Origin of the sequence: Sulfurovum sp. (assembly GCA_026990595.1) — a bacterium.
Taxonomy (GTDB): domain Bacteria; phylum Campylobacterota; class Campylobacteria; order Campylobacterales; family Sulfurovaceae; genus Sulfurovum.
Map to the genome: position 1 here is coordinate 56,025 of JALXCZ010000052.1, position 19,271 is coordinate 75,295.

General features: G+C 39.6%; 27 protein-coding genes. 5 read left to right on the top strand and 22 right to left on the bottom strand.

Annotated features, from left to right (window positions below):
* Nucleotides 1-108 precede the first annotated feature (108 nt).
* The 7 genes from MVE01_RS10535 to MVE01_RS10565 all read right to left on the bottom strand — a co-directional run bounded on the left by MVE01_RS10535 (nt 109) and on the right by MVE01_RS10565 (nt 7,020).
* Nucleotides 109-438, bottom strand: a complete 330-nt coding sequence (locus MVE01_RS10535) for a helix-turn-helix domain-containing protein (protein WP_472562146.1) — start codon at nt 436-438, stop codon at nt 109-111.
* Nucleotides 428-820, bottom strand: coding sequence for a type II toxin-antitoxin system RelE/ParE family toxin (locus tag MVE01_RS10540; protein WP_472562147.1), 393 nt, complete (start codon nt 818-820; stop codon nt 428-430). Before MVE01_RS10540 ends, MVE01_RS10535 begins: the two co-directional genes overlap by 11 nt.
* 18 nt (nt 821-838) lie before the next feature.
* The gene (gene recQ / locus MVE01_RS10545) at nt 839-2,620 is read right to left on the bottom strand and encodes a DNA helicase RecQ (RefSeq protein WP_472562148.1); all 1,782 of its coding nucleotides are present in this window, start codon (nt 2,618-2,620) and stop codon (nt 839-841) included.
* Nucleotides 2,621-2,735: 115 nt separating this feature from the next.
* Nucleotides 2,736-3,419: a response regulator transcription factor gene (locus MVE01_RS10550; RefSeq protein WP_472562149.1), complete on the bottom strand. Its 684-nt coding sequence runs from the start codon at nt 3,417-3,419 to the stop codon at nt 2,736-2,738.
* Between the two features lie 17 nt (nt 3,420-3,436).
* Nucleotides 3,437-4,975, bottom strand: coding sequence for an inorganic phosphate transporter (locus tag MVE01_RS10555; protein ID WP_472562150.1), 1,539 nt, complete (start codon nt 4,973-4,975; stop codon nt 3,437-3,439).
* Nucleotides 4,976-5,150: 175 nt separating this feature from the next.
* Nucleotides 5,151-6,326 carry a hypothetical protein gene (locus MVE01_RS10560; RefSeq protein WP_472562151.1) on the bottom strand — a complete coding sequence of 392 codons (1,176 nt, stop codon included), beginning with the start codon at nt 6,324-6,326 and terminating at the stop codon, nt 5,151-5,153.
* A 163-nt stretch (nt 6,327-6,489) separates the two neighbouring features.
* Nucleotides 6,490-7,020 (bottom strand): ankyrin repeat domain-containing protein, encoded by a 531-nt coding sequence (locus tag MVE01_RS10565; RefSeq protein WP_472562152.1) that lies wholly within the window; start codon nt 7,018-7,020, stop codon nt 6,490-6,492.
* Nucleotides 7,021-7,103: 83 nt separating this feature from the next.
* On the opposite strand from MVE01_RS10565, the gene MVE01_RS10570 reads away from it, so the two are divergent.
* Nucleotides 7,104-7,232, top strand: a complete 129-nt coding sequence (locus MVE01_RS10570) for a hypothetical protein (RefSeq protein WP_472562153.1) — start codon at nt 7,104-7,106, stop codon at nt 7,230-7,232.
* 16 nt (nt 7,233-7,248) lie between these two features.
* Here MVE01_RS10570 and MVE01_RS10575 read toward each other — a convergent pair whose 3' ends face one another.
* From MVE01_RS10575 to MVE01_RS10585, 3 genes are all read right to left on the bottom strand, one after another.
* Entirely contained in the window at nt 7,249-7,560 is a 312-nt protein-coding gene (locus tag MVE01_RS10575) for a YbaB/EbfC family nucleoid-associated protein (RefSeq protein ID WP_472562154.1), read from the bottom strand.
* A 17-nt stretch (nt 7,561-7,577) separates the two neighbouring features.
* Nucleotides 7,578-7,946 (bottom strand): aspartate 1-decarboxylase, encoded by a 369-nt coding sequence (gene panD, locus MVE01_RS10580; protein WP_472562155.1) that lies wholly within the window; start codon nt 7,944-7,946, stop codon nt 7,578-7,580.
* A gap of 178 nt (nt 7,947-8,124) precedes the next feature.
* Nucleotides 8,125-8,502: a (2Fe-2S) ferredoxin domain-containing protein gene (locus MVE01_RS10585; protein ID WP_472562156.1), complete on the bottom strand. Its 378-nt coding sequence runs from the start codon at nt 8,500-8,502 to the stop codon at nt 8,125-8,127.
* Between the two features lie 197 nt (nt 8,503-8,699).
* On the opposite strand from MVE01_RS10585, the gene MVE01_RS10590 reads away from it, so the two are divergent.
* The 4 genes from MVE01_RS10590 to MVE01_RS10605 are packed head-to-tail and all read left to right on the top strand — an operon-like array spanning nt 8,700 to nt 11,297.
* A complete protein-coding gene (locus MVE01_RS10590) occupies nt 8,700-9,308 on the top strand; it encodes a hypothetical protein (RefSeq protein WP_472562157.1) in 609 nt (202 codons plus the stop codon).
* A gap of 3 nt (nt 9,309-9,311) precedes the next feature.
* The gene (locus MVE01_RS10595; protein ID WP_472562158.1) at nt 9,312-9,752 is read left to right on the top strand and encodes a hemerythrin domain-containing protein; all 441 of its coding nucleotides are present in this window, start codon (nt 9,312-9,314) and stop codon (nt 9,750-9,752) included.
* A gap of 5 nt (nt 9,753-9,757) precedes the next feature.
* Nucleotides 9,758-10,024, top strand: a complete 267-nt coding sequence (locus MVE01_RS10600) for a DUF2249 domain-containing protein (protein ID WP_472562159.1) — start codon at nt 9,758-9,760, stop codon at nt 10,022-10,024.
* Nucleotides 10,017-11,297 carry a hypothetical protein gene (locus MVE01_RS10605; RefSeq protein WP_472562196.1) on the top strand — a complete coding sequence of 427 codons (1,281 nt, stop codon included), beginning with the start codon at nt 10,017-10,019 and terminating at the stop codon, nt 11,295-11,297. Before MVE01_RS10600 ends, MVE01_RS10605 begins: the two co-directional genes overlap by 8 nt.
* Before the next feature lie 32 nt (nt 11,298-11,329).
* Here MVE01_RS10605 and MVE01_RS10610 read toward each other — a convergent pair whose 3' ends face one another.
* The 12 genes from MVE01_RS10610 to secY all read right to left on the bottom strand — a co-directional run bounded on the left by MVE01_RS10610 (nt 11,330) and on the right by secY (nt 19,271).
* Nucleotides 11,330-12,622 (bottom strand): UDP-N-acetylmuramoyl-L-alanyl-D-glutamate--2,6-diaminopimelate ligase, encoded by a 1,293-nt coding sequence (locus MVE01_RS10610; RefSeq protein ID WP_472562160.1) that lies wholly within the window; start codon nt 12,620-12,622, stop codon nt 11,330-11,332.
* Entirely contained in the window at nt 12,619-13,200 is a 582-nt protein-coding gene (locus MVE01_RS10615) for a hypothetical protein (RefSeq protein WP_472562161.1), read from the bottom strand. The genes MVE01_RS10610 and MVE01_RS10615 overlap by 4 nt, the downstream gene beginning before the upstream one ends.
* Before the next feature lies 1 nt (nt 13,201).
* On the bottom strand, nt 13,202-13,480 hold the full coding sequence (locus tag MVE01_RS10620) for a NifU family protein (protein ID WP_472562162.1): 279 nt from the start codon (nt 13,478-13,480) through the stop codon (nt 13,202-13,204).
* 206 nt (nt 13,481-13,686) lie between these two features.
* On the bottom strand, nt 13,687-14,037 hold the full coding sequence (gene rplQ, locus MVE01_RS10625) for a 50S ribosomal protein L17 (RefSeq protein WP_472562163.1): 351 nt from the start codon (nt 14,035-14,037) through the stop codon (nt 13,687-13,689).
* A gap of 30 nt (nt 14,038-14,067) precedes the next feature.
* The gene (locus MVE01_RS10630; RefSeq protein ID WP_472562164.1) at nt 14,068-15,069 is read right to left on the bottom strand and encodes a DNA-directed RNA polymerase subunit alpha; all 1,002 of its coding nucleotides are present in this window, start codon (nt 15,067-15,069) and stop codon (nt 14,068-14,070) included.
* 21 nt (nt 15,070-15,090) lie between these two features.
* Nucleotides 15,091-15,717, bottom strand: a complete 627-nt coding sequence (gene rpsD, locus MVE01_RS10635) for a 30S ribosomal protein S4 (RefSeq protein ID WP_472562165.1) — start codon at nt 15,715-15,717, stop codon at nt 15,091-15,093.
* Between the two features lie 2 nt (nt 15,718-15,719).
* Entirely contained in the window at nt 15,720-16,094 is a 375-nt protein-coding gene (rpsK, locus tag MVE01_RS10640) for a 30S ribosomal protein S11 (RefSeq protein ID WP_472562166.1), read from the bottom strand.
* Between the two features lie 13 nt (nt 16,095-16,107).
* Nucleotides 16,108-16,470, bottom strand: a complete 363-nt coding sequence (gene rpsM, locus MVE01_RS10645) for a 30S ribosomal protein S13 (protein ID WP_472562167.1) — start codon at nt 16,468-16,470, stop codon at nt 16,108-16,110.
* 2 nt (nt 16,471-16,472) lie between these two features.
* The gene (rpmJ, locus tag MVE01_RS10650; protein ID WP_295421135.1) at nt 16,473-16,586 is read right to left on the bottom strand and encodes a 50S ribosomal protein L36; all 114 of its coding nucleotides are present in this window, start codon (nt 16,584-16,586) and stop codon (nt 16,473-16,475) included.
* 384 nt (nt 16,587-16,970) lie between these two features.
* The gene (gene infA / locus MVE01_RS10655) at nt 16,971-17,189 is read right to left on the bottom strand and encodes a translation initiation factor IF-1 (RefSeq protein WP_223891920.1); all 219 of its coding nucleotides are present in this window, start codon (nt 17,187-17,189) and stop codon (nt 16,971-16,973) included.
* 64 nt (nt 17,190-17,253) lie between these two features.
* Nucleotides 17,254-18,009, bottom strand: a complete 756-nt coding sequence (gene map / locus MVE01_RS10660; RefSeq protein WP_472562168.1) for a type I methionyl aminopeptidase — start codon at nt 18,007-18,009, stop codon at nt 17,254-17,256.
* Nucleotides 18,009-19,271, bottom strand: a complete 1,263-nt coding sequence (gene secY / locus MVE01_RS10665; RefSeq protein ID WP_472562169.1) for a preprotein translocase subunit SecY — start codon at nt 19,269-19,271, stop codon at nt 18,009-18,011. Before secY ends, map begins: the two co-directional genes overlap by 1 nt.

Consider the following 19,271-nt stretch of genomic DNA (forward strand, 5'->3'; position numbering starts at 1 on the left):
ATAATATTATACAATTCAAATTTGTGGTGTTGTGAGGGCACAACACCCTACATCTTTATGAAATTTAAACTTTATTTATAATTCAGCAATAAACTTATTTTCAATCTACTAAGCAGCACTTATATCAATTCTATAATCCAATAACTTGGGTTCTCTCTGCAACAACTCTAAGAGTACCATTGTAGAGCCACTTGGTTGTCGGATACCTTGTTCCCACTGTCTCACAGAAGATAGGCTTACATTGAGCAATTTGGCAAATACGGACTGACTTACATTTAATGCCTTGCGTATCTTTTGTATATCTTTTGCAGATACAAATGCTTTTGGCACATCTATACCTAAACTATCTAACTCTTTTTTAGTAAATGATACAGGTAAATCAGCTTTTATCATGTCATTTACTGTGGATGATATGGCATCTTTTATGCTATCTCTCATTTGCATCTCCTATCTCTAAAAATACTTCATTTTTAATGGCAATTTTCATCTCTTTTTCTGTCAAGTTCAAGATATCTTTTGACATTTTCTTAAAACTTTTTAGTTCACTTTTATCTAAGTTGTCTTTCTCTTTTTTAGTAAAGCCATACACTATGACTGCTCTATCATTTTCACGGTAAACTATAATCGTTCTGTATCCAGAACTTTTACCACCATCTAAAGAGGCAACACGTACTTTAAACAAACCGCTTCCAAGACTAACACTTGAAAGATTTTGTTTCATATCTTCGATTACATCCAAAAGATGTCCATCAGATATGTGATGTTTCTTAGCCCATTTAGAAAACCATTTCGTTTTTAAACTAACCATATTATATCTCATTGTAGTATAGTTGTCAAATTATACATCTTGCAAGACTCCCAAAAACGCCTCCCCATACCTCTCAAACTTCACCTCTCCTATGCCATGTACTTCCAACATCTCTTCTTTGTTTTGTGGTACTTTGCTTGAGAGGTCTTTAAGTGTTTTATCTGAAAATACGATGTAAGGCGGAATGCCTTTTTCGGAGGCGATCTGTGTGCGTAATGTACGGAGTTTGTCGTACATCTCCACATCGTAGTCGTCAAAGTAAGTCACTTTCTTTTTCGCTTCTGCTTTTTGTATGGTAAGTCTCTCTTTTTTGAGGTCTATGGTGTGAGCACCTTTGATGACCTCTACCCCAAACTCTGTCAACTTGTAAACTTTAAATTCACCTATGGCAACGGCACCAAGCTCTAAAAGCTTGTCACCTATGGTAAGCCATTGACTCTTGCTGTATTCGTCTCCTATGCCATACACTGACAAGCTGTCGTGTCCATTTTGCAAGAGGCGCTGTTCTTTACTGCCTTTGAGTACATCTACGATGTAGTGAAGCCCGAAGTTCTGCTCTGTTCTAAGAATGGCAGAGAGCATCATGCGTGCAGCTGTGGTAATGTCAACTTTTTCAGACGCTGGGGCTGTACAGTTGTCACATTTGTTTCCACATGACTCTATACGGTCATCAAAGTAGGCGGCAATACTTTGGTGTCTGCAGTTTTCAGAGTTGGCAAAGCGTACCATGCTGTCAAGCTTGTTGAAGGCATGTTCTTTGTAAGGTGTCTCGGGTAAGTCTTCTATGAACATCTTTTGCTGCACGATATCTGCTGCCGAGTAAAGCAGCAGGGTTTCAGCCTCAAGACCGTCACGTCCTGCACGTCCTATCTCCTGATAGAAGTTCTCCAGCGTCTTAGGCATGGTCATATGTACCACGAAACGAATGTTACTCTTGTCTATCCCCATACCAAAAGCAATGGTAGCTACAACTATCTGTACACGGTCAGCTACGAAGTCTGCATAGGTTCTGTTTTTCTCTTGGGTAGGCAGACCTGCATGATAGGCTTTTGCCTCTATGCCTTTGCCTTGTAAAAAAGAGGCAATGTTCTCTGTAGATTTACGTGAAAGCGTGTAGATGATACCTGACTCGTTGGGATGGAGTTTTAAAAACTCCATCAACTGTGCACGTCCGTCTTTGATGCGGTGTCTTGCATTGATGGTCAGGTTCTCCCGAAAGAGGGAACCTCGGACACGTTTTGGCTCTACCAGACCCAGGTTTGTTGCGATGTCCTGCTCTACTGCTTTGGTAGCTGTGGCAGTAAAGGCTGCTATGGGTGTGGTGGCAAACTGCTCTTTAAGCAGACTCAAGCGTCTATAGTTTTCTCTAAATTCATGCCCCCACTCTGACACGCAGTGTGCTTCGTCAATAACAAAGAAGTTTATGGGGAGTTGATGCAGAAGATTGAGAAAATAGGCATTGGTCAAACGTTCCGGTGCGACATAGAGCAGTTTTATCTCACCACTTCTGAGCTGCTCTTCTATCTTCTGGCTCTCATCAAGGTCTTGCATGGAGCTTAGCATAGCTGCAGAGATGCCATTGGCTCTGAGTGCCACCACCTGATCATGCATGAGTGCAAGCAGTGGAGAGACTACCACTGTGATACCCTCCATCAGCAATGTAGGCAGTTGGTAACAGAGTGACTTTCCTCCTCCTGTTGGAAGTATCATCAGCACATCCTCTTTGTTTAAAATGGCATCCACCACCTCTTCCTGCAGAGGGCGGAAAGCATCATGTCCGAAATAGTATTTGAGAGTTTCTAATTTATTCATAGTGGAAGTGTAGCGAGAAAAGTTGTAAGAGAAGAAAAATATGTCATATTGACATATTTTTTAGCGATAAGCTAAGAAATGTGGCACTATCCACACTTGCACTATTGACATATTTTTAGTTAAATTTGTAGCCTACTCCCCATACAGGATGAAAATAGTTCTGTGTATTTTGGGGATCGATCTTGTTTTTAAGACGGTTAATGGCAACGTTGACTGCATTGTCATTGACCCCATCGCCTTCACTGCCCCATACCTCATCACGCAGAAAATCCCGTGTTAACGGTTCATCCACATGTTTCATAAACGTATGGAGGAGGTTGAATTCAAGTGGCGTGAGTGAAACAGGAGACCCCTCTACATAGAGCTCTTTTTGTATCAGATCTATAGTAAGGAGCTTATATTTCATACGTTGCTGTTTTTGCAGAGCTCCTGAGCGTTTAAGCAGTGCTTTGACTCTGAGTGTAAGCTCTTTGGGTGAGAAAGGTTTGGTCATATAGTCATCACCTCCCGCCTCAAACCCCTCTTCAAGTTCAGACTCTTTGGCTTTGGCAGTAAGGAAGATCACAGGAATGTCATACCCCGTCTGGCGAAGATGGGCAATAAATTCACTCCCTTCCATACCAGGCAAATTTCTATCTACCAACATAAGAGCAGGAGTCTCTTCTTCTAAGAACTGTTCTACATTCTGGGTAGAGAGAAACCCTGTCACAGAGTAACCTTCTTTGGAAAGATGATACTCAATAAGTTCCAATATATCTTCTTCGTCCTCAATAACGACGATCTCTATCTCTTTTTGCATAAAGAGATTATAGCAAATTAAACCGCGAAACCTTTAATGACAAAGAAGATGATGGCAGATAACACTGCCGCAGCAGGTACTGTGATGACCCATGCCGCTATGATCTTTTTTACCATACCGCGTTTTACATAATTTTCCCTCAAAGCTTTTTTGATCTTTTTGACTACTTTCTTTTGTGCTTTCTGTGCCTCAATAAGAGAAAGTTTCTTGGCAGGATCTTCATTTGTACAGGCAGCAAGTTGTGCTTTGATCTCGTGGAGCTTATCTACTTCAGTCTGTAATGCATGCTGCTTTTCACCCATTTCTTTGCTGTCCATCCACTCTCTAAGGAATCCTACACCAAACACTGCACCGACTGCAATATGCGTAGAGGAAACCGGTAATCCAAGCTGAGAAGCGATGATCACGGTGATAGAGGCTGCCATCATGATGGAAAATGCTCTCATCGGATCAAGCTCTGTAATCTCTGAACCTACTGTTTTGATCAATCTTGCTCCAAAGAGTGCAAGTCCTACAGAGATCCCCAGACCACCTACAGCCATCACCCAGAGAGGAATCGCCGCTTTTTTTGCTATGGCAAGGTGTGTCAATGCATCATTGACTGCTGCAAGAGGTCCTACTGCATTGGCTACATCATTTGCACCATGTGCAAAAGAGAGAAAAATAGCAGCAAATACCAAAGGAATACCAAAGAGTACATTGATATCTGTTCTTACATTATCCATGGATGCTACTTTGGAAGCAATTCTTGGTTTTACAAGTACATAAGTAAGTACTGCTCCGATCACACCAAAGGTTAAGGCAATACCTATAGTCGGTTTTTTCGTCTGCGGTAAAAAGCTCATTACTGCTGTCAGGTCATGCCAGACATGCTTAAGCCCTTTAAGTGTAATGTATGTCAGGAATGCACCTGCCATAATGGCTACCAAAACAGGTACGATCTTCTTGGCAGCACTCAGTTTGTCTTCTTTGTAAAGGATCTGTGATTTGATAATATAGAGGAATATCGCTGCGATCACACCACCCAATACAGGAGAGATGATCCATGAGGCAACGATCTTTCCCATCGTTCCCCATGAGATAATGGCAAAGCCACCTGCAGCAACACCACCACCCACAACACCACCGACGATAGAATGCGTAGTAGAGACCGGTGCTTTAAGCCATGTTGCAAGGTTCAGCCAAAGTGCTGCAGCAAGCAGTGCTGCAGACATCGCATAGACAAAGAGCATCGGATCACCGCCAAATGCTGAGGGGTCAATGATACCTTTTTTAATGGTACCTACCACATCACCACCGGCAACCAATGCACCCATCGCTTCAAAAATAGCAGCGATGATGATCACCCCAGTCATGGAGATAGCCCCGGAACCATACGCCGGACCTACATTGTTTGCTACATCATTCGCCCCGATATTCATTGCCATATAGGCACCGAACACTGCAGCCAATACTAGAAAACCACCATGAGGGGCCTGTCCCATGATACTGTTGGCATAAAATGCAACGGCTACGGCAAATGCTGCACCCAGTACTGTTTTGATCATATTATTCATTGAACTTCCTTCAGTTTTGTTATGAAAGAATTATAGAAAAAAAGTATTACAATTTTGTTACTATTATCGTACTAAGTAATTTAGGGATCATAATCTAGGGACAGATATTAATCTGTCCTTGGAGAGAAGGCTGATCAGATCAACCTTGTTTTTATATGTTTGAAGAGAATAAATATTACCAATTCACTTCTGTTGTGAACAATACTTTTTCATTTTCTGTATTACCTGCTTTTTCATCTTTTTGATAATCTACAACAAACTCAACATTTTTATTGTATTTATAGGCAATACCGGCAATGGTTGTCTTCTTCTCTACATCACTGTCAAGAGTGTAGTCATCATATCTACCAAGAAGATTCCAGCCATTCAAGCTGTCTGCAAGTGTTTTAAGTCTAAACTCGCCATTGACTGACCAGCCATCACCTTTTCTGCTTGCATCTGCTTTATCTGCCTTAATATACTGTGCAGCAAAGAGAAATTCAGGTTGATTATACACTGCATGTACTCCATACCATACATAATCACCATCAGCATCTCCTACTTTACTCTCATCTTGACCATATTGACCAAAGAAAGAAACGTCTGCATACGTATCATCGCTGTGCGCATGTCCTTTGCCTGTACCTAAAAGATGCCCTGTCAATCTCCATGCAGCCCTTAGCCCTTCGCCATCTTCAACACCATGGTAACCAGCTCCATTAAATACACCTAGTTCAGAAGAAAAGTAGTCTGTTTTTGTTTTGAAATTTACACCATAGTCAGAAGAAGTATGTAAATGTCCGCCATTATGTTGCTCACCAAATGTTTCACTGATAGATCTGTATTTCCATCCATGATGCTCTTCAAAGTCAAGCCATGGAGTATGTGCCAAACCAAGCTCTACACCAGTAAACGGTAAAACATTATTTAAATAAAGATAAGCATACTTCACTCTTACATCTAAAGAGCCTTTATCAAAATTACTGTTTTGTTTAGCATCCAAAGTTACTCTCATATAACTTTTTGGATCATCAAAGAAATATCCTTTAACTTGTACATAGTTTCTACTTAGCCCAAATTTATTGGTTCTGTGTCCAGTCACATCCTTATTGCTTAAAAAATGAATATAGTGTGTTCCTGAAAATGCCAACTTTGATGCTTTTGCTGCTACAGGTGTCCCCTGGGGAGCAATAGTTGCCACAGGAGAAACATTTTTACCGGATTTTTGTGCTTCAAGTTTCTCAATTTTCTTCATCATCTGAGCCATTTGAGCTTTAAGTGTAGCAAGTTCTGAACCTGTGCTTGCCGTTGCGGCCGTAGTCATAGTAGCGATTGTCGCTGCTGAGAGTAAGATTTTTTTAAGATTCGTCATTTAGTGCCTCACTGTACTGAATTTTAATTCTTGTCATTTTCTAACTTCCTTGTTTGTTTTTTGTGCAGGAAGTATAGAAAAAATTAGTTACAAAATGGTTACATGAATTACGATTTGATTATTATATTACCCCGCTAAGTAAATACCTCAGAATAACCTAGGATCATTCATTTGGGTAAAGATTGTGCTTGGCACCTTTTTCATCCAAATATTCTACCATTTTTTTCTGCCCGAGTTTTTTCGCGTAATCTTTTGCACTCATCCCGGAAGCATCTGTCGCATTCAAGTCTGCGCCATGTTCAAGCAGAAGTTCTACCATTTCAGTATCATTGAAACACGAAGCCAAAAGCAGAGGAAGTATACCGCTTCTTCTTTTGGTACTGTTCAGATCCACACCTTTATCGATACAGAGCTGTACAATATCTTTTCGTTTGAATTTAATAGCGGTATCAAGTGCAGAGATCTTATCATTATCAAGTTGATAAATATCTACACCATACTCTAAAAGAAGTTTGATCGCTTCTAAAGAAGCTTGTGTACGTATAGCATAAAAAAGTAAGCCTATTTCATCAGGTTCATCAAGTTCATACTCCTCCCCTATAATAATAGGCTGATCAAGATCAACCCCCTGCTCAAGCAAAGCTCTCATTTTTACAAGAGAATCATGTTCCATAGCAACTAAAAGTTCTTTCATTTTCTCTCCTGTTATAGGTTTGTAATACTTTTACTTTACAATTTTCATGTTCTTAAAGAACAAAATTCAAAAAAGGAGCCGAGATGAAAATAAGCACAATACTTAAAAAGATCGTCAAAAAAGACGGGAAACATTCATTGACTGCAAGAAGAGTCAACACATTGAGATCTTCCAAAGAGTTCAACTACCTTGTAGACAGCAGCAAAGCTTAATAGATCAATACTTCACTTATGAACCAAAAGGGTTCATTCCACCCATCATTCCAATAGCCTGAGATTTTTTATTGTCCTCAACCATTTTATTGACATCATTCATTGCTGAGATCAATAATATTTGTAAAGACTCTTTGTCTTCCATCAAACTCTCATCTATATTCAGATCAATGATCTCTCCTGCACCATTAGCTTTGACTTCTATCAATCCACCGCCTGCTTTGGCTGTGAGTTCCACATTTTTAGCCTGCTCCTGGAGCTCTTTTGCTTTATCCTGCATCTGCTCCATCATTTTGCCCATATTACCCAAGTCAAGACCTTCAAACATTTAAAAACCTTTGCATACTATTCTAATCCCTCAAATTCTTGGGCAATACTGTTATCATCATCCAAAATAACGATCTTGGGCACATACTTGTCTGCCTCTTCTTCTGTCATCGTTGCATAAGCGATAATAATGATCTTATCTCCCTTATGCACTTTTCTTGCAGCTGCTCCGTTTAAACAGATATCGCCTTTGTCTCTCTCCCCGGGGATAATGTAGGTAGAAAAACGTTCACCGTTATTGACATTGACAATATCGATTTTTTGTCCGACACGCATATTTGCAGCATCCAAAAGATTTTGATCGATGGTAATAGAACCTACATAATTCAGGTTTGCATCGGTTACAGTAGCTCTATGTAATTTAGAATAAAGCATGGTGATGTTCATAATCATATTCCTATGTGTTAATTATCGGGATTATAGCAAAATCCCACCTATAACTATATTATACTGAAATTGTGGAAGATTTGTGCAGAACAGTAGGATGGGGTTTTACCGAAGGATATACCTTTGATCCAACCCACCAAAACAATAAAAGGTACCTATTATTAGAGGTACCCTTAAACTATCTGGCCATCTCGGATGGTTGTACAGGCTCACCCCACATTTCATCAGGGATCACATATTCCTGTACTACATTGCCACCGATAATATGCTCATCAATGATCCTGTCTATCTTCTCTTTGGTCAAGCCTACATACATCGTATGTCCTGGCTCTACAAGCATTACAGGACCTTGTTGACAACGGTTCAGACAGCCTGTTTGGATAGGCTGTACTGTACCGATGATCCCTTTCATCATAAGAGACTGTGCCAAATGTTGGAAAAGTTGCTGAGATTCTGGGTCATTTTGACTTACGCAGCTTGGTTTTGGCATCCCCGGAGGTGCTGACTGCTGACATTTAAATATATAGAACGCTGGTTGTGGTACACCTGGCATCATAGTAATCCTTTGAAAATTATTCTTCTTGAACAGAAGTAAAGCTCCTATTCAATTCCTCTCACTAAATCTTCACACTTGGCTTAGAATCAGTTTAATTGAGAGTATTTTACTCCTATTTGCTTAATTCTTGATAAATATCAATCTACAATTTACTTTTTTTGACTATAATCCCCTTAATTCAATCACTAGGAAAAACTATGAAATATCCTGATTTTTTTGACAAAGTCCCCTCCATCGATCTTCAAGATCCACTCAGTGATTTTTTAGGAGCATTTGAAGAGGGGAAGCTGCAGATCAGCTATCTTGAGTGTGTCAAACTCGCAGGGCACTCCTGTCCTACAGTAGCAGGTGCATACCTTATGGCACTCCATGGTCTCAAAGCTCTCTACGGCACAGAACTGCCACAAAGAGGGAACATCCATATCTCTATGAGAGAAAGTGAAGCAGAGGGAGTTACCGGTGTGATCTGTAATGTCATCTCTTTTATTGCCGGAGCCAACGGTGCAGGTGGATTCAAAGGACTCAATGGGAAAATGTCAAGAAACAACCTTGTCAATTACGACGTTCCCATAGATGGGGAAGTAAAACTCACACGTACAGACACGAATCAGAGTGTTACACTCAGTTATGATTCATCTATGGTACCTGGTGACCCTATGATGCAACCGCTTATGGGTAAATGCATGCAAGGGCTGGCAACACCTGAAGAGAAAAAAGAGTTTGGAAGACTCTGGCAGGCACGTGTTGAGAAAATTTTACTCTCTACTGAGCTTTGGGATACAATGATAACAATTACAAAGGGTTAAAAGATGATTATTTCACAATTTATGACACAAGAACACAGAGACTGCGATACAGAATTTGCAGCAGCAGAACAGGCAGCGGCAAAAGGAGACTGGGCTGAAACAGAAGAGAAGTTCCTAATTTTTTCAAATGATACACTCAGACACTTTAAACGAGAAGAGGAGGAGCTTTTCCCGGCATTCGAAACACAGACCGGAAGCAGTGAGGGACCTACGCAAGTTATGCGTTATGAACATGAGCAGGTGAAAGGTCTCATAGGGAAATTGGCAGAGGCTGTGGAATCACAGGACAAAGATGCTTATCTCTCTCTTTGTGAGTCCATGATGATCCTTCTTCAGCAGCACAATATGAAAGAAGAACAGATGCTTTACTCGATGTGTGACAGAGTACTTCCTCCGGAACTTAAAACAGATACATTAGAAAAAATGCAAAAAGTAGAGCTTTAAAGTAGATGCAACAGTTAAAAGAAATCCTACTTGACGCAAGAGAATTGGAACATCCAAAACCTCTTGAGCATGCTATACACGCATTAAGAGAACTGAATGAAACAAACTATTTCTATATGATCCATCGTAAGAACCCTATACCGTTGCTTGATCTTGCCAGTGAACAGCATTTTCAAGCATTAAGCAAAGAAGATAACAAAGGCATTTGGCATATATTTATTTGCAAAAATCCTAATATTCGTTTAAATGAGCTGATTGAGAGTCATGTTTAGCCAAAACGGTCTCTCTCTCGATCAAGCGCCTCCTATTTCAGTAGTTTTTCGTTTCTTTCTTTCTGGTGCACTCTTTGGCATCCTTGCCGGCATACTCATACTCTTTTTTCAAACAGTAATCTTTGATGCACACAGTATGAAAGCGGTTATCTTGACACATACCTTGACACTGGGTGTCATGTTGTCTTTTATGTTCGCTGCACTTTTTCAAATGCTTCCGGTTATAGCAGGAGTAACGCTTACTTCCCCCATCAAGAAAGCAAATCTTGTACAATATCCTTTTGTCTTAGGTGTGACTGCTCTACTTTTAGCCTTTAACTTCTCTTCTCCGTGGCTTTTTACGGTAGCATCACTTTTACTTGGAGGAAGTATTCTTTTTATCACGATTATTATGCTTAGTAACCTTGTAAAACTTCCTAACCAGAGCAGCTCATCCAGGGGAATGTTGACAGCCCTGGCTTCTTTGGCAATCGTCGTTCTTCTGGCACTCTATATGACAGGAACGTTAAGCGGTTTATTTGAAGGAAGTTATTATACTCAGATCAAAACAGCCCACTACTCTTTTGGACTTTTTGGCTGGATAGCACTGCTTATTATCTCTATTTCATTCCAGGTCATAGAGATGTTCTATGTCACACCGCCCTACCCAAAACTTGTCAGTAAATATCTGCCATTGACACTTTTAACGCTACTTGTCATCACAACCATCACAGGATTATTTAATCCTAATATATGGGCAGTATCAAATACACTACTTGCTTTACTCTTGATAGGCTATGCCCTCTTGACACTTAAAAGATTGACACAAAGAAAACGACCCTTAACCGATGCTACAGTATGGTTCTGGCGTCTGGGACTTAGCAGTTTGATTTTAAGCATGTTAACACTGGTTATGACAAACTTTACAGAGTTGTCATGGGTAAAAAGTTCTACTTACCTCTTTTTTGCATCCTTTGCCCTGAGTATTGTCTTTGCGATGTTTTACAAGATAGTTCCATTTTTAACATGGTTTCACCTTAACAGCCAAGGCTACTTCACCGCACCCATGATGCACGAAGTCATCCACCCTAAAACAGCGATGAAACATCTTTACATTCATTTGGCAACACTTGTCACTTTTATATTGTCACTGTTTATAAATCTATTTATTTTTTTAGCAGGTGTATTAACCATACTCTCATTTGGATGGATGGCATGGCAGATAATACATGCATGGAGACTCTATAAACATACACAAGAGACTGGGGAGAAGTTTGAGATGAATATTGCGTAGGGTGTTGTGAGGGCACAACACCCTACAAAAGCTTATTGAATATCCAATAACCCTCTAACAACCTCACGATCATCAAAAGGATATTTCACCCCTTTAATCTCCTGATAATCTTCATCCCCTTTACCAAGAATTAGTAAGACTTCATTCTTCTCAAGTGCATCAAGCGCCATTTTAATAGCAAGTTTTCTATCTGGACACGCAGTGACATTCTCTTTACCCACAAGTCCTACAAGAATATCTTCAAGTATCTGTTCTGGTACTTCATCACGCGGGTTGTCTGAAGTGACATAGATCTTGTTGGCATATCTGCCTGCCGCTGCTCCCATGCGTGGACGTTTTCCCTTATCACGGTTTCCTCCAGCACCAAAAACTACAGAGATATCTCTGTCTTTCATAGATTCCAGTACAACATGTATCCCATCATCGGTATGGGCAAAATCAACGATCACAAGCGGGTCTCGTGAGACAACTTCCATACGACCTGCCACTCCGGCAAAATTCTCTACCACGTCACAGATCTCTTGGATGGGGCGCTTTGTTAACATCTGTACAGATCCTATGGCTGCCATAAGGTTAAAAAGATTAAAAAGCCCTACCATAGGAGAATGAAACGTCGCTTCTTCCTGCATATGTTTGATCCCTGCTGTAATCCCGTGCAATAAAGAGAATGCCTGTACTTTAAAGGTTGCAGGTTCGTCTACACCATAACTTTGTGCATTTTTAGGATTATAGGTAATATGATTAATATCATCTTTATTCAGTATCTTGGGTGTCTCATCTGCAAAGAAGAGACTCTTTACACGCCTATACTCCTCTACTGTACCGTGATAATCCAAATGGTCAGAAGTCACATTCGTATGTACTTTCAATGCAAACTTCAGTCCCTCTATACGCTTTTGGTCTATGGCATGTGAACTTACTTCCATAATGAAATAATTACATCCAAGATCTGAGGTCTGTTTCATATTATGCAGTGTCTCCAAAATAGAAGGAGTAGTCATACTCTTGGCTTCTATACGTTTCTCCTGCGCAAATAAACCACGTGTCCCTTGTAAGGCAGGTTTCTCATCCAGGTCAAGCAAGAAAGAGTAAATAGCCGCCGTTACGGTTGTTTTACCGTTTGTTCCGGTCACACCTACCACTTTCATTTCCTCAAGACCCCAAAGCAACATAAGCTCTGCAGGTGTTATGCATGGTGGTTTGGAATCAAGTTTCTCATAGTAATGCGTATTTTGTACCGTTTTTAAAAAAAGCGTACGGGCATCCAATACGTTGGTATCATCACTCAGAAAGGCATACCCTTTCTGATTAAAGTCGAGTTTCACTTCCTGACTCCTCTTACCACATTATAGAGTGCCAATACATCCTGATCATCACCAAACAGACTTGTAGTTGCATCAAGATACCCTAAAGCCATTTCATCGAACCCTTCATTGGCTAACTGCATCACAAAATCAATAAATTCATCTTTATCTGTAATCACCACTTTTGTAGAGAACATAATATCTTCAAATGCTTTTCTAAAGCTGCCTCTACTCTCGATCAATTTCAGGAAATCACTGTAGCGTATACCATCTTCAAATTCCACCTGCTCCTGTAACGGATCAAGCAAGAGCTCCTGCAGTTTGTGTTTGGAACTGTCCAGCGAGTCTATAAGCCCGTCTATAATCTCTACAGCATTCTCTTTTTCACTTTTGATCACTTGATAATAATCAAATAGTGCCTGTGCCTCTTCTTCGCTTTCTGTACCCAGATCACTTAAATATACACCTATTTTTGCTTCATCAAGCAAAGGATAATCTTTTAATATCAATCCATAAGACCTTAACGCATTGCTGTAATCACCATTAAGAAATTCGCTCTCTGCTCTTTGCAATAATAAATCTTGACTAATTTTACGCATTTTAACCTAATTGATCCAATTTATCTTCCCAACCCTGGGGTACTGACATCACTGCTATTTCCGGGTGTATCAATGTTTTAAGTTGTCTCTCTACACCAAATTTGATAGTTGTACCTGCACTCCCACATCCAACACAGGCACCTTGCAACTGTACATAAACCACACCGTCTTTAATAGCAACCAATTCAATATCGCCACCATCCAACTTAATAGAAGGTCTGACTTTTTCTATGACATCTTTTACTGCAGGCTCTAATTCTTCATCTGTAAACGGGATCAATATTTCTCCTTACTGTAGCATCAAAATATGATGCCTAATTAATAATATTATAACAAAAAGCTAGTAAAACTCTGTGGAGTACTAGACTTTATAGCTGTTTATACACTAAAAGTGTTATTTTGTCAATGTAATTTATGGGATTCTGAATTTTAATGTCGTACCCAAGGCAAAAGCCTTGAAATACAGGGGTTGCAGATGCAAATGAATTAGATTAATTCAATAATTGCCATAGGTGCTGCATCACCTTTTCTCATACGTGTTTTAATGATACGCGTGTATCCACCGTTTCTGTCTGCATACTTTGGTGCAATTTCATTCACAATAGTATTTGTAATCTCTTTGTGTTGTAGCATTGCAAAAATAGCTCTGTGTGCATTGAAATCACCAGTAGAAGCTTTTGTTATAAGCTTTTCATAGTAAGATCTAAGCTCTTTAGCTTTTGGTAATGTCGTCTCGATTCTACCCTCTTTTGTCAAAGCAATAGAAAGGTTTTTAAGAAGCGCTGCTCTGTGAGAAGACGTTCTGTTTAATTTACGGTAACCATGCTTATGTCTCATGTTCGTCCTTTTACATTAAAACCTAAAGCTTTATGCTTTAAGTTGTTCTATTTTCTTTACAAGATTTGCTCTTGTAACATCTGCGAGTTCAAAATCAGAACCAAATCCGTGTTCAACAAGACACTCATTAATCTCATCAAGAGATTTTTTACCAAGATTCTTGATATTTTTGATCTCATTTTCACTCATCAGCACCAATTCACCAAGGAATTTCATCCCCGCTCTGTCAAGTGAGTTGAATGATCTGGCACTAAGCCCCAAACTGTCTACAGTTTGCAAGAAAGGTTTGAGCTCGCTGTCATCACTGTTTCTTTTTACTGGTGTCGCAGAGATATCTACATCAAGTACACCGTTAAAAACAGAAAGTTGCTTATTCATCACTTCCAATGCATTTGTAAATGCTTCAACCGGACCAATCTGAGCATCTGTTTCAATGTCAAATGTAATCTTCTCAAAGTTTGGATTGTCTTCAACAAGAACCGGTTCAATCTTATAATTCGCTTTTCGTACCGGAGTAAAGAAAGCATCTAGTGCGATTGAATCTGCTGCCACCTCATCTCTAAGATCTTCACTCGGTACATAACCGATCCCTTTTGAAATCACAACAGTAAAGTTGAGTTCTGCATCTTCATTAAGTGTTGCAAGAGGGATATCTCCGTTTACAACTTCAATCTGATCATTATTAAGATCTTGTGCTGTTACCTCTTTATGTCCGGAGAAACTGTATTTAAGTTCTACCTTGTCACTCTCATCTTTAATCTTAAAACGAATATTCTTAAGATTGATGATAAATACAGCAACATCTTCATGCATACCTCTAACATTATCAAACTCATGTGCAGCACCTTCAATCTTTACAGAAATTGGTGCGTATCCTATAGAAGATCCTAAAATAAGTCTTCTCAGGGGATGTGCAAGCGTAACAGCATAACCGCTCTCAAAAGGATAAGCAATGATCTCAGCACGGTTTGCGCTGATCTCGTTCACTGCTACCTCTGTCGGCATAAATGGTGCAACTTTAATTTTTCTCATTAACTAGCCTTTACTTATGTATTATTTAGAGTAAAGCTCGACGATTAGACGCTCTTCAACTGGGATTGCGATTTCTTCTCTTTCTGGAATTCTAGTGAATAATCCGAAAAGTTTTTCTTTATCCATATCAACCCATTCAACCATACCGGTCTGGTTAGTCAATTCGATTGCTCTAAGGATCTGAGGGTTCGTTTTACTTTTTTCTCTAATCTCGATCTTTTGACCTGCTTTTACTCTGTATGAAGGAATATCTACTCTCTTTCCGTCAACAAGTACATGTCCGTGATTTACAAATTGTCTGGCAGATGCTCTAGTCGTCGCGAAACCCATTCTGTATACTACGTTGTCAAGTCTTTGCTCAAGAAGTTGAATAAGGATAGCACCGGTATTCCCCTCTTTTGAGTTTGCTTCTTTATATAGTGCTCTAAATTGTTTTTCAGAAACACCATACATGAACTTCGCTTTTTGCTTCTCTTGAAGTTGAAGACCGTATTCACTGATCTTTGTTCTTCTTTGTCCATGTTGTCCTGGAGCATATGGTCTTTTTTCCAATGCAGATTTACCGGCAAGTCTTCTCTCACCTTTTAATCCAAGATCAACGCCAAGTCTTCTTTCTAGTCTTTCAACTGGACCTCTATATCTTGCCATGCTTATACCCTTCTCTTCTTAGGTGGTCTACAACCATTATGTGGTAGTGGTGTAATATCTTTAAGGAATGATACAGTGATACCTTCTGTAGCACCGATCGCTTTTACTGCTGTATCTCTACCGGAACCAGGGCCTTGAACTTTAATCCCTACTTCTTTAATACCATTCTCTTTTGCTTTTGTCATAGCATCTGCTACTGCTTCAGCAGCAGCAAACGGTGTTGACTTCTTAGAACCTTTAAATCCTAGTGCTCCGGCAGAACTCCAAGAGATAACATTTCCCATCTCATCTGTTACTGTAATGACAGTATTGTTAAATGTTGCAGCAACGTACACTACACCTTTAGCAATACTCTTTTTTACTTTTTTCTTAGCCATATTTTGCTACTCCTTACGCTGCGCCGACAGTCTTACGCTTACCTTTTCTAGTACGCGCATTTGTCTTTGTTTTTTGTCCACGACAAGGTAAACCTCTTCTGTGTCTTAGACCTCTATATGAACCAAGATCCATCAATGCTTTAATGTCAAGTGTTACTTTCTTACGAAGATCACCTTCAACCATTACATTATCTTGAATATCATTACGAATTACTGCTGCTTCTGCATCAGTTAGTTCATGAACTCTTTTATTATAGTCTATACCTGTTCTGTCAAGAATTTTTCTTGACGTTGTAAGACCTATACCATAAATGTAAGTAAGTGCATACTCCATTCTCTTTTTCTTTGGTAAATCAACACCTGCAATACGTGCCATGTTTATCCTTGTCTCTGTTTATGTTTTGGATTTTTACAAATCACGCGTACGATACCCTTGCGTTTAATGATTTTACAATCATCACACATTTTCTTTACTGATGGTCTAACCTTCATGTGGCTGTCCTTTTAATATATACGCATATGGAGCAAAAGCCCCACACACTACGCTGACGCTATGTCACCTTCAGCAGGTGGCTCACGCGACTAGTCGCTTGAAAATTATTTTGAACTTTACATTCATACACCTAGGTATTTCTACCTTTATTTTGCGTGGATAGATGAAGTTTCACTATCCAACCCTTGAGTAATCGGTGCGAATTAATCAAAGATTCTTCGCGCAGTTTCCTAAAGCCTAATAGTTTTAGGGAGGAGGATTATACCGAAATATTTATTAATTTTTTCTTATATAAAGTTTAAGGTGAGAAAATATGGGGAATGCTGTCTCTTGACGTCCATAATTAGAATGGATTTGGTGCTGTGCATTACAGCACCCTACCCTTATTTGTATCTAAAAGTAATACGACCTTTATCAAGACTGTATGGAGTAAGTTCAACTTTTACAGTATCTCCCGGAAGAATCTTAATATAGTGCATACGCATTTTACCTGCAATATGACAAAGTACAATATGCCCGTTGTCAAGTTCTACTCTAAATGTTGCATTTGGTAATGCTTCAACTACTTTACCGTCAATCTCAATTACATCATCTTTAGCCATGTATCTGTTCCTTTATGAATTTAATACGTATGTATATTTAACTTTTGTGTTCAAATCGTGAAGCCTAAGCCTCAGTCAAAATAACGGCCTTCCCGTCTACAATAGCAACTTGGTGTTCATAGTGTGCAGTTCTTAATTGATCGTCACTAATAACTGACCATTGATCCTCAAGCAGTACAGGGTGTCCACTCTTTTGACATACCATAGGCTCCAAACAAAAGACCATACCATTTTTGATTTTAGGTCCTTGATTTGGCTTACCTTCAAGATAGTTGGGGATATTGGGTTCATCATGTGGTTTCGTTCCAATACCATGACCACAATAATCGCGCAACGGTACAAATCCTGCTTCTGTAATATAGTCTTCAAGAATTTTAGTCAACTCTTTAAAACGCATACCGGGCTTTATCACCTCAATAGCATGGTAAAGTGCCCCTTTAGAGCAGCTTATCAATGCTTCGTCTTCAGGCGATATTTTACCTACAGCCATTGTAATTGCTGCATCCCCAAAATAACCATCTAGTTTTGTACCGATGTCCAGACCTAGAATATCACCCTCTTTTACGACAGTTTCATCTGGGACACCATGAATACAGACTTCATTAAGTGAGGTACACACTGAACCGGTAAATCCGTAAAGTCCTTTAAATGATGGTACTGCACCGTGGTCACGGATATAGGCTTCACCTAATGCATCGATCTCAGAAAGTGTCATACCTGGTTTAACAAGATTTTGAAGATACTTGAGTGTCTTTCCAACAATCTCGCCAGCTGCTGCCAGCTTAGCGATTTCATCTGGTTTTCTAATAGCAATAGCCATTATAGACCTACATTACCTAAAGTATCGTATTGGTTCATAGTTCTTTGTGCCTCTATTTTTCTCATCGTATCAAGCGCTACCTGCACGATGATCAGTACAGAGACGCCTCCGAAGTAGAAACTCGCACCGATACCGGAGATCAATGCAAATGGGACAGTTGCGATAATAGCTAGATAGATTGCACCTGATCCTGTTAACCTACTGGCAACTTCATTCAAGAACTCCTTAGTATGCTCACCGGGTCTTACTCCCGGGATAAAGCCACCCTGTCTTTTAAGGTTGTCTGCAATATCCTTTGCATTAAAAGCAATAGAAGCATAAAAAAATGCAAAAAAGATAATGAGGATGAATGTAGCCAAACTAAATACCAATCCACCTGGAGACAATGTATCTGCTATTGCCATAACCACAGGATTAGTACTTGTTTTAAGTACAGTCAGAGGGAACATTAAAACTGCCGAAGCAAAGATAGGAGGAATAACTCCTGAAAGATTCACTTTAACAGGGATATAGTTCATAACTCTCTTTGTTTGATTCTGCATGATCGTTTTTCTTGAATATGAGATAGGTACTCTTCTCTCTCCAAGTTCTACATAAATAATTGTCAGGATCGTAATAAGTATAATTGCCAAAATAGCCAAAACTACCAGGAAATTCATCTCTCCTGCATTCACTGCTCTGATCGTATTACCAATAGCAGAGGGTAATCGGGAAACAATCCCGGCAAAGATGATCAAAGAAATACCGTTACCAATACCTTTTTGTGTGATTTGTTCACCGATCCACATCAACAACATAGTTCCTGTCAACATAGAGAATGTTGCCAAAACAGTAAATGTCATAGGGTCAATCGTCACTGCACTTTCACCTGCACGTCCGGTCATACTTTGAAGTCCCATAGAGACACCAATAGCCTGTACTACAGTAATGAAAATAGTAAAATAACGAATGATCTGCATATATTTTTGCATACCGTCACGCTCTTTTTTCATTTGTCCTAAACCGGGAAAAGTTGCTGCAAGAAGTTCCATAACGATGGAGGCAGTAATGTAAGGCATAATACCCAAGGAGATAATACTCAATCGTGAAACAGCGCCACCACTGAACATATTTAACATTCCCAAACCATTGTTTGAGTTGCTATCAAAGAACTCTTTGATAACAGCCAAATCAACACCTGGTGTAGGAACATAAGCTAAAACTCTGTACGCAAATAGAAATCCTAAAGTAATTAGGATTTTTTGAGTTAAAGCGTTACTCAT

Coding starts and splice junctions, on each gene's coding strand:
- MVE01_RS10535 (WP_472562146.1), bottom strand. CDS start 438: ATGAGAGATAGCATAAAAGATGCCATATCATCCACAGTAAATGACATG.
- MVE01_RS10540 (WP_472562147.1), bottom strand. CDS start 820: ATGAGATATAATATGGTTAGTTTAAAAACGAAATGGTTTTCTAAATGG.
- recQ (WP_472562148.1), bottom strand. CDS start 2,620: ATGAATAAATTAGAAACTCTCAAATACTATTTCGGACATGATGCTTTC.
- MVE01_RS10550 (WP_472562149.1), bottom strand. CDS start 3,419: ATGCAAAAAGAGATAGAGATCGTCGTTATTGAGGACGAAGAAGATATA.
- MVE01_RS10555 (WP_472562150.1), bottom strand. CDS start 4,975: ATGAATAATATGATCAAAACAGTACTGGGTGCAGCATTTGCCGTAGCC.
- MVE01_RS10560 (WP_472562151.1), bottom strand. CDS start 6,326: ATGACGAATCTTAAAAAAATCTTACTCTCAGCAGCGACAATCGCTACT.
- MVE01_RS10565 (WP_472562152.1), bottom strand. CDS start 7,020: ATGAAAGAACTTTTAGTTGCTATGGAACATGATTCTCTTGTAAAAATG.
- MVE01_RS10570 (WP_472562153.1), top strand. CDS start 7,104: ATGAAAATAAGCACAATACTTAAAAAGATCGTCAAAAAAGACGGGAAA.
- MVE01_RS10575 (WP_472562154.1), bottom strand. CDS start 7,560: ATGTTTGAAGGTCTTGACTTGGGTAATATGGGCAAAATGATGGAGCAG.
- panD (WP_472562155.1), bottom strand. CDS start 7,946: ATGAACATCACCATGCTTTATTCTAAATTACATAGAGCTACTGTAACC.
- MVE01_RS10585 (WP_472562156.1), bottom strand. CDS start 8,502: ATGATGCCAGGTGTACCACAACCAGCGTTCTATATATTTAAATGTCAG.
- MVE01_RS10590 (WP_472562157.1), top strand. CDS start 8,700: ATGAAATATCCTGATTTTTTTGACAAAGTCCCCTCCATCGATCTTCAA.
- MVE01_RS10595 (WP_472562158.1), top strand. CDS start 9,312: ATGATTATTTCACAATTTATGACACAAGAACACAGAGACTGCGATACA.
- MVE01_RS10600 (WP_472562159.1), top strand. CDS start 9,758: ATGCAACAGTTAAAAGAAATCCTACTTGACGCAAGAGAATTGGAACAT.
- MVE01_RS10605 (WP_472562196.1), top strand. CDS start 10,017: ATGTTTAGCCAAAACGGTCTCTCTCTCGATCAAGCGCCTCCTATTTCA.
- MVE01_RS10615 (WP_472562161.1), bottom strand. CDS start 13,200: ATGCGTAAAATTAGTCAAGATTTATTATTGCAAAGAGCAGAGAGCGAA.
- rplQ (WP_472562163.1), bottom strand. CDS start 14,037: ATGAGACATAAGCATGGTTACCGTAAATTAAACAGAACGTCTTCTCAC.
- MVE01_RS10630 (WP_472562164.1), bottom strand. CDS start 15,069: ATGAGAAAAATTAAAGTTGCACCATTTATGCCGACAGAGGTAGCAGTG.
- rpsD (WP_472562165.1), bottom strand. CDS start 15,717: ATGGCAAGATATAGAGGTCCAGTTGAAAGACTAGAAAGAAGACTTGGC.
- rpsK (WP_472562166.1), bottom strand. CDS start 16,094: ATGGCTAAGAAAAAAGTAAAAAAGAGTATTGCTAAAGGTGTAGTGTAC.
- rpsM (WP_472562167.1), bottom strand. CDS start 16,470: ATGGCACGTATTGCAGGTGTTGATTTACCAAAGAAAAAGAGAATGGAG.
- rpmJ (WP_295421135.1), bottom strand. CDS start 16,586: ATGAAGGTTAGACCATCAGTAAAGAAAATGTGTGATGATTGTAAAATC.
- infA (WP_223891920.1), bottom strand. CDS start 17,189: ATGGCTAAAGATGATGTAATTGAGATTGACGGTAAAGTAGTTGAAGCA.
- map (WP_472562168.1), bottom strand. CDS start 18,009: ATGGCTATTGCTATTAGAAAACCAGATGAAATCGCTAAGCTGGCAGCA.
- secY (WP_472562169.1), bottom strand. CDS start 19,271: ATGAGTAACGCTTTAACTCAAAAAATCCTAATTACTTTAGGATTTCTA.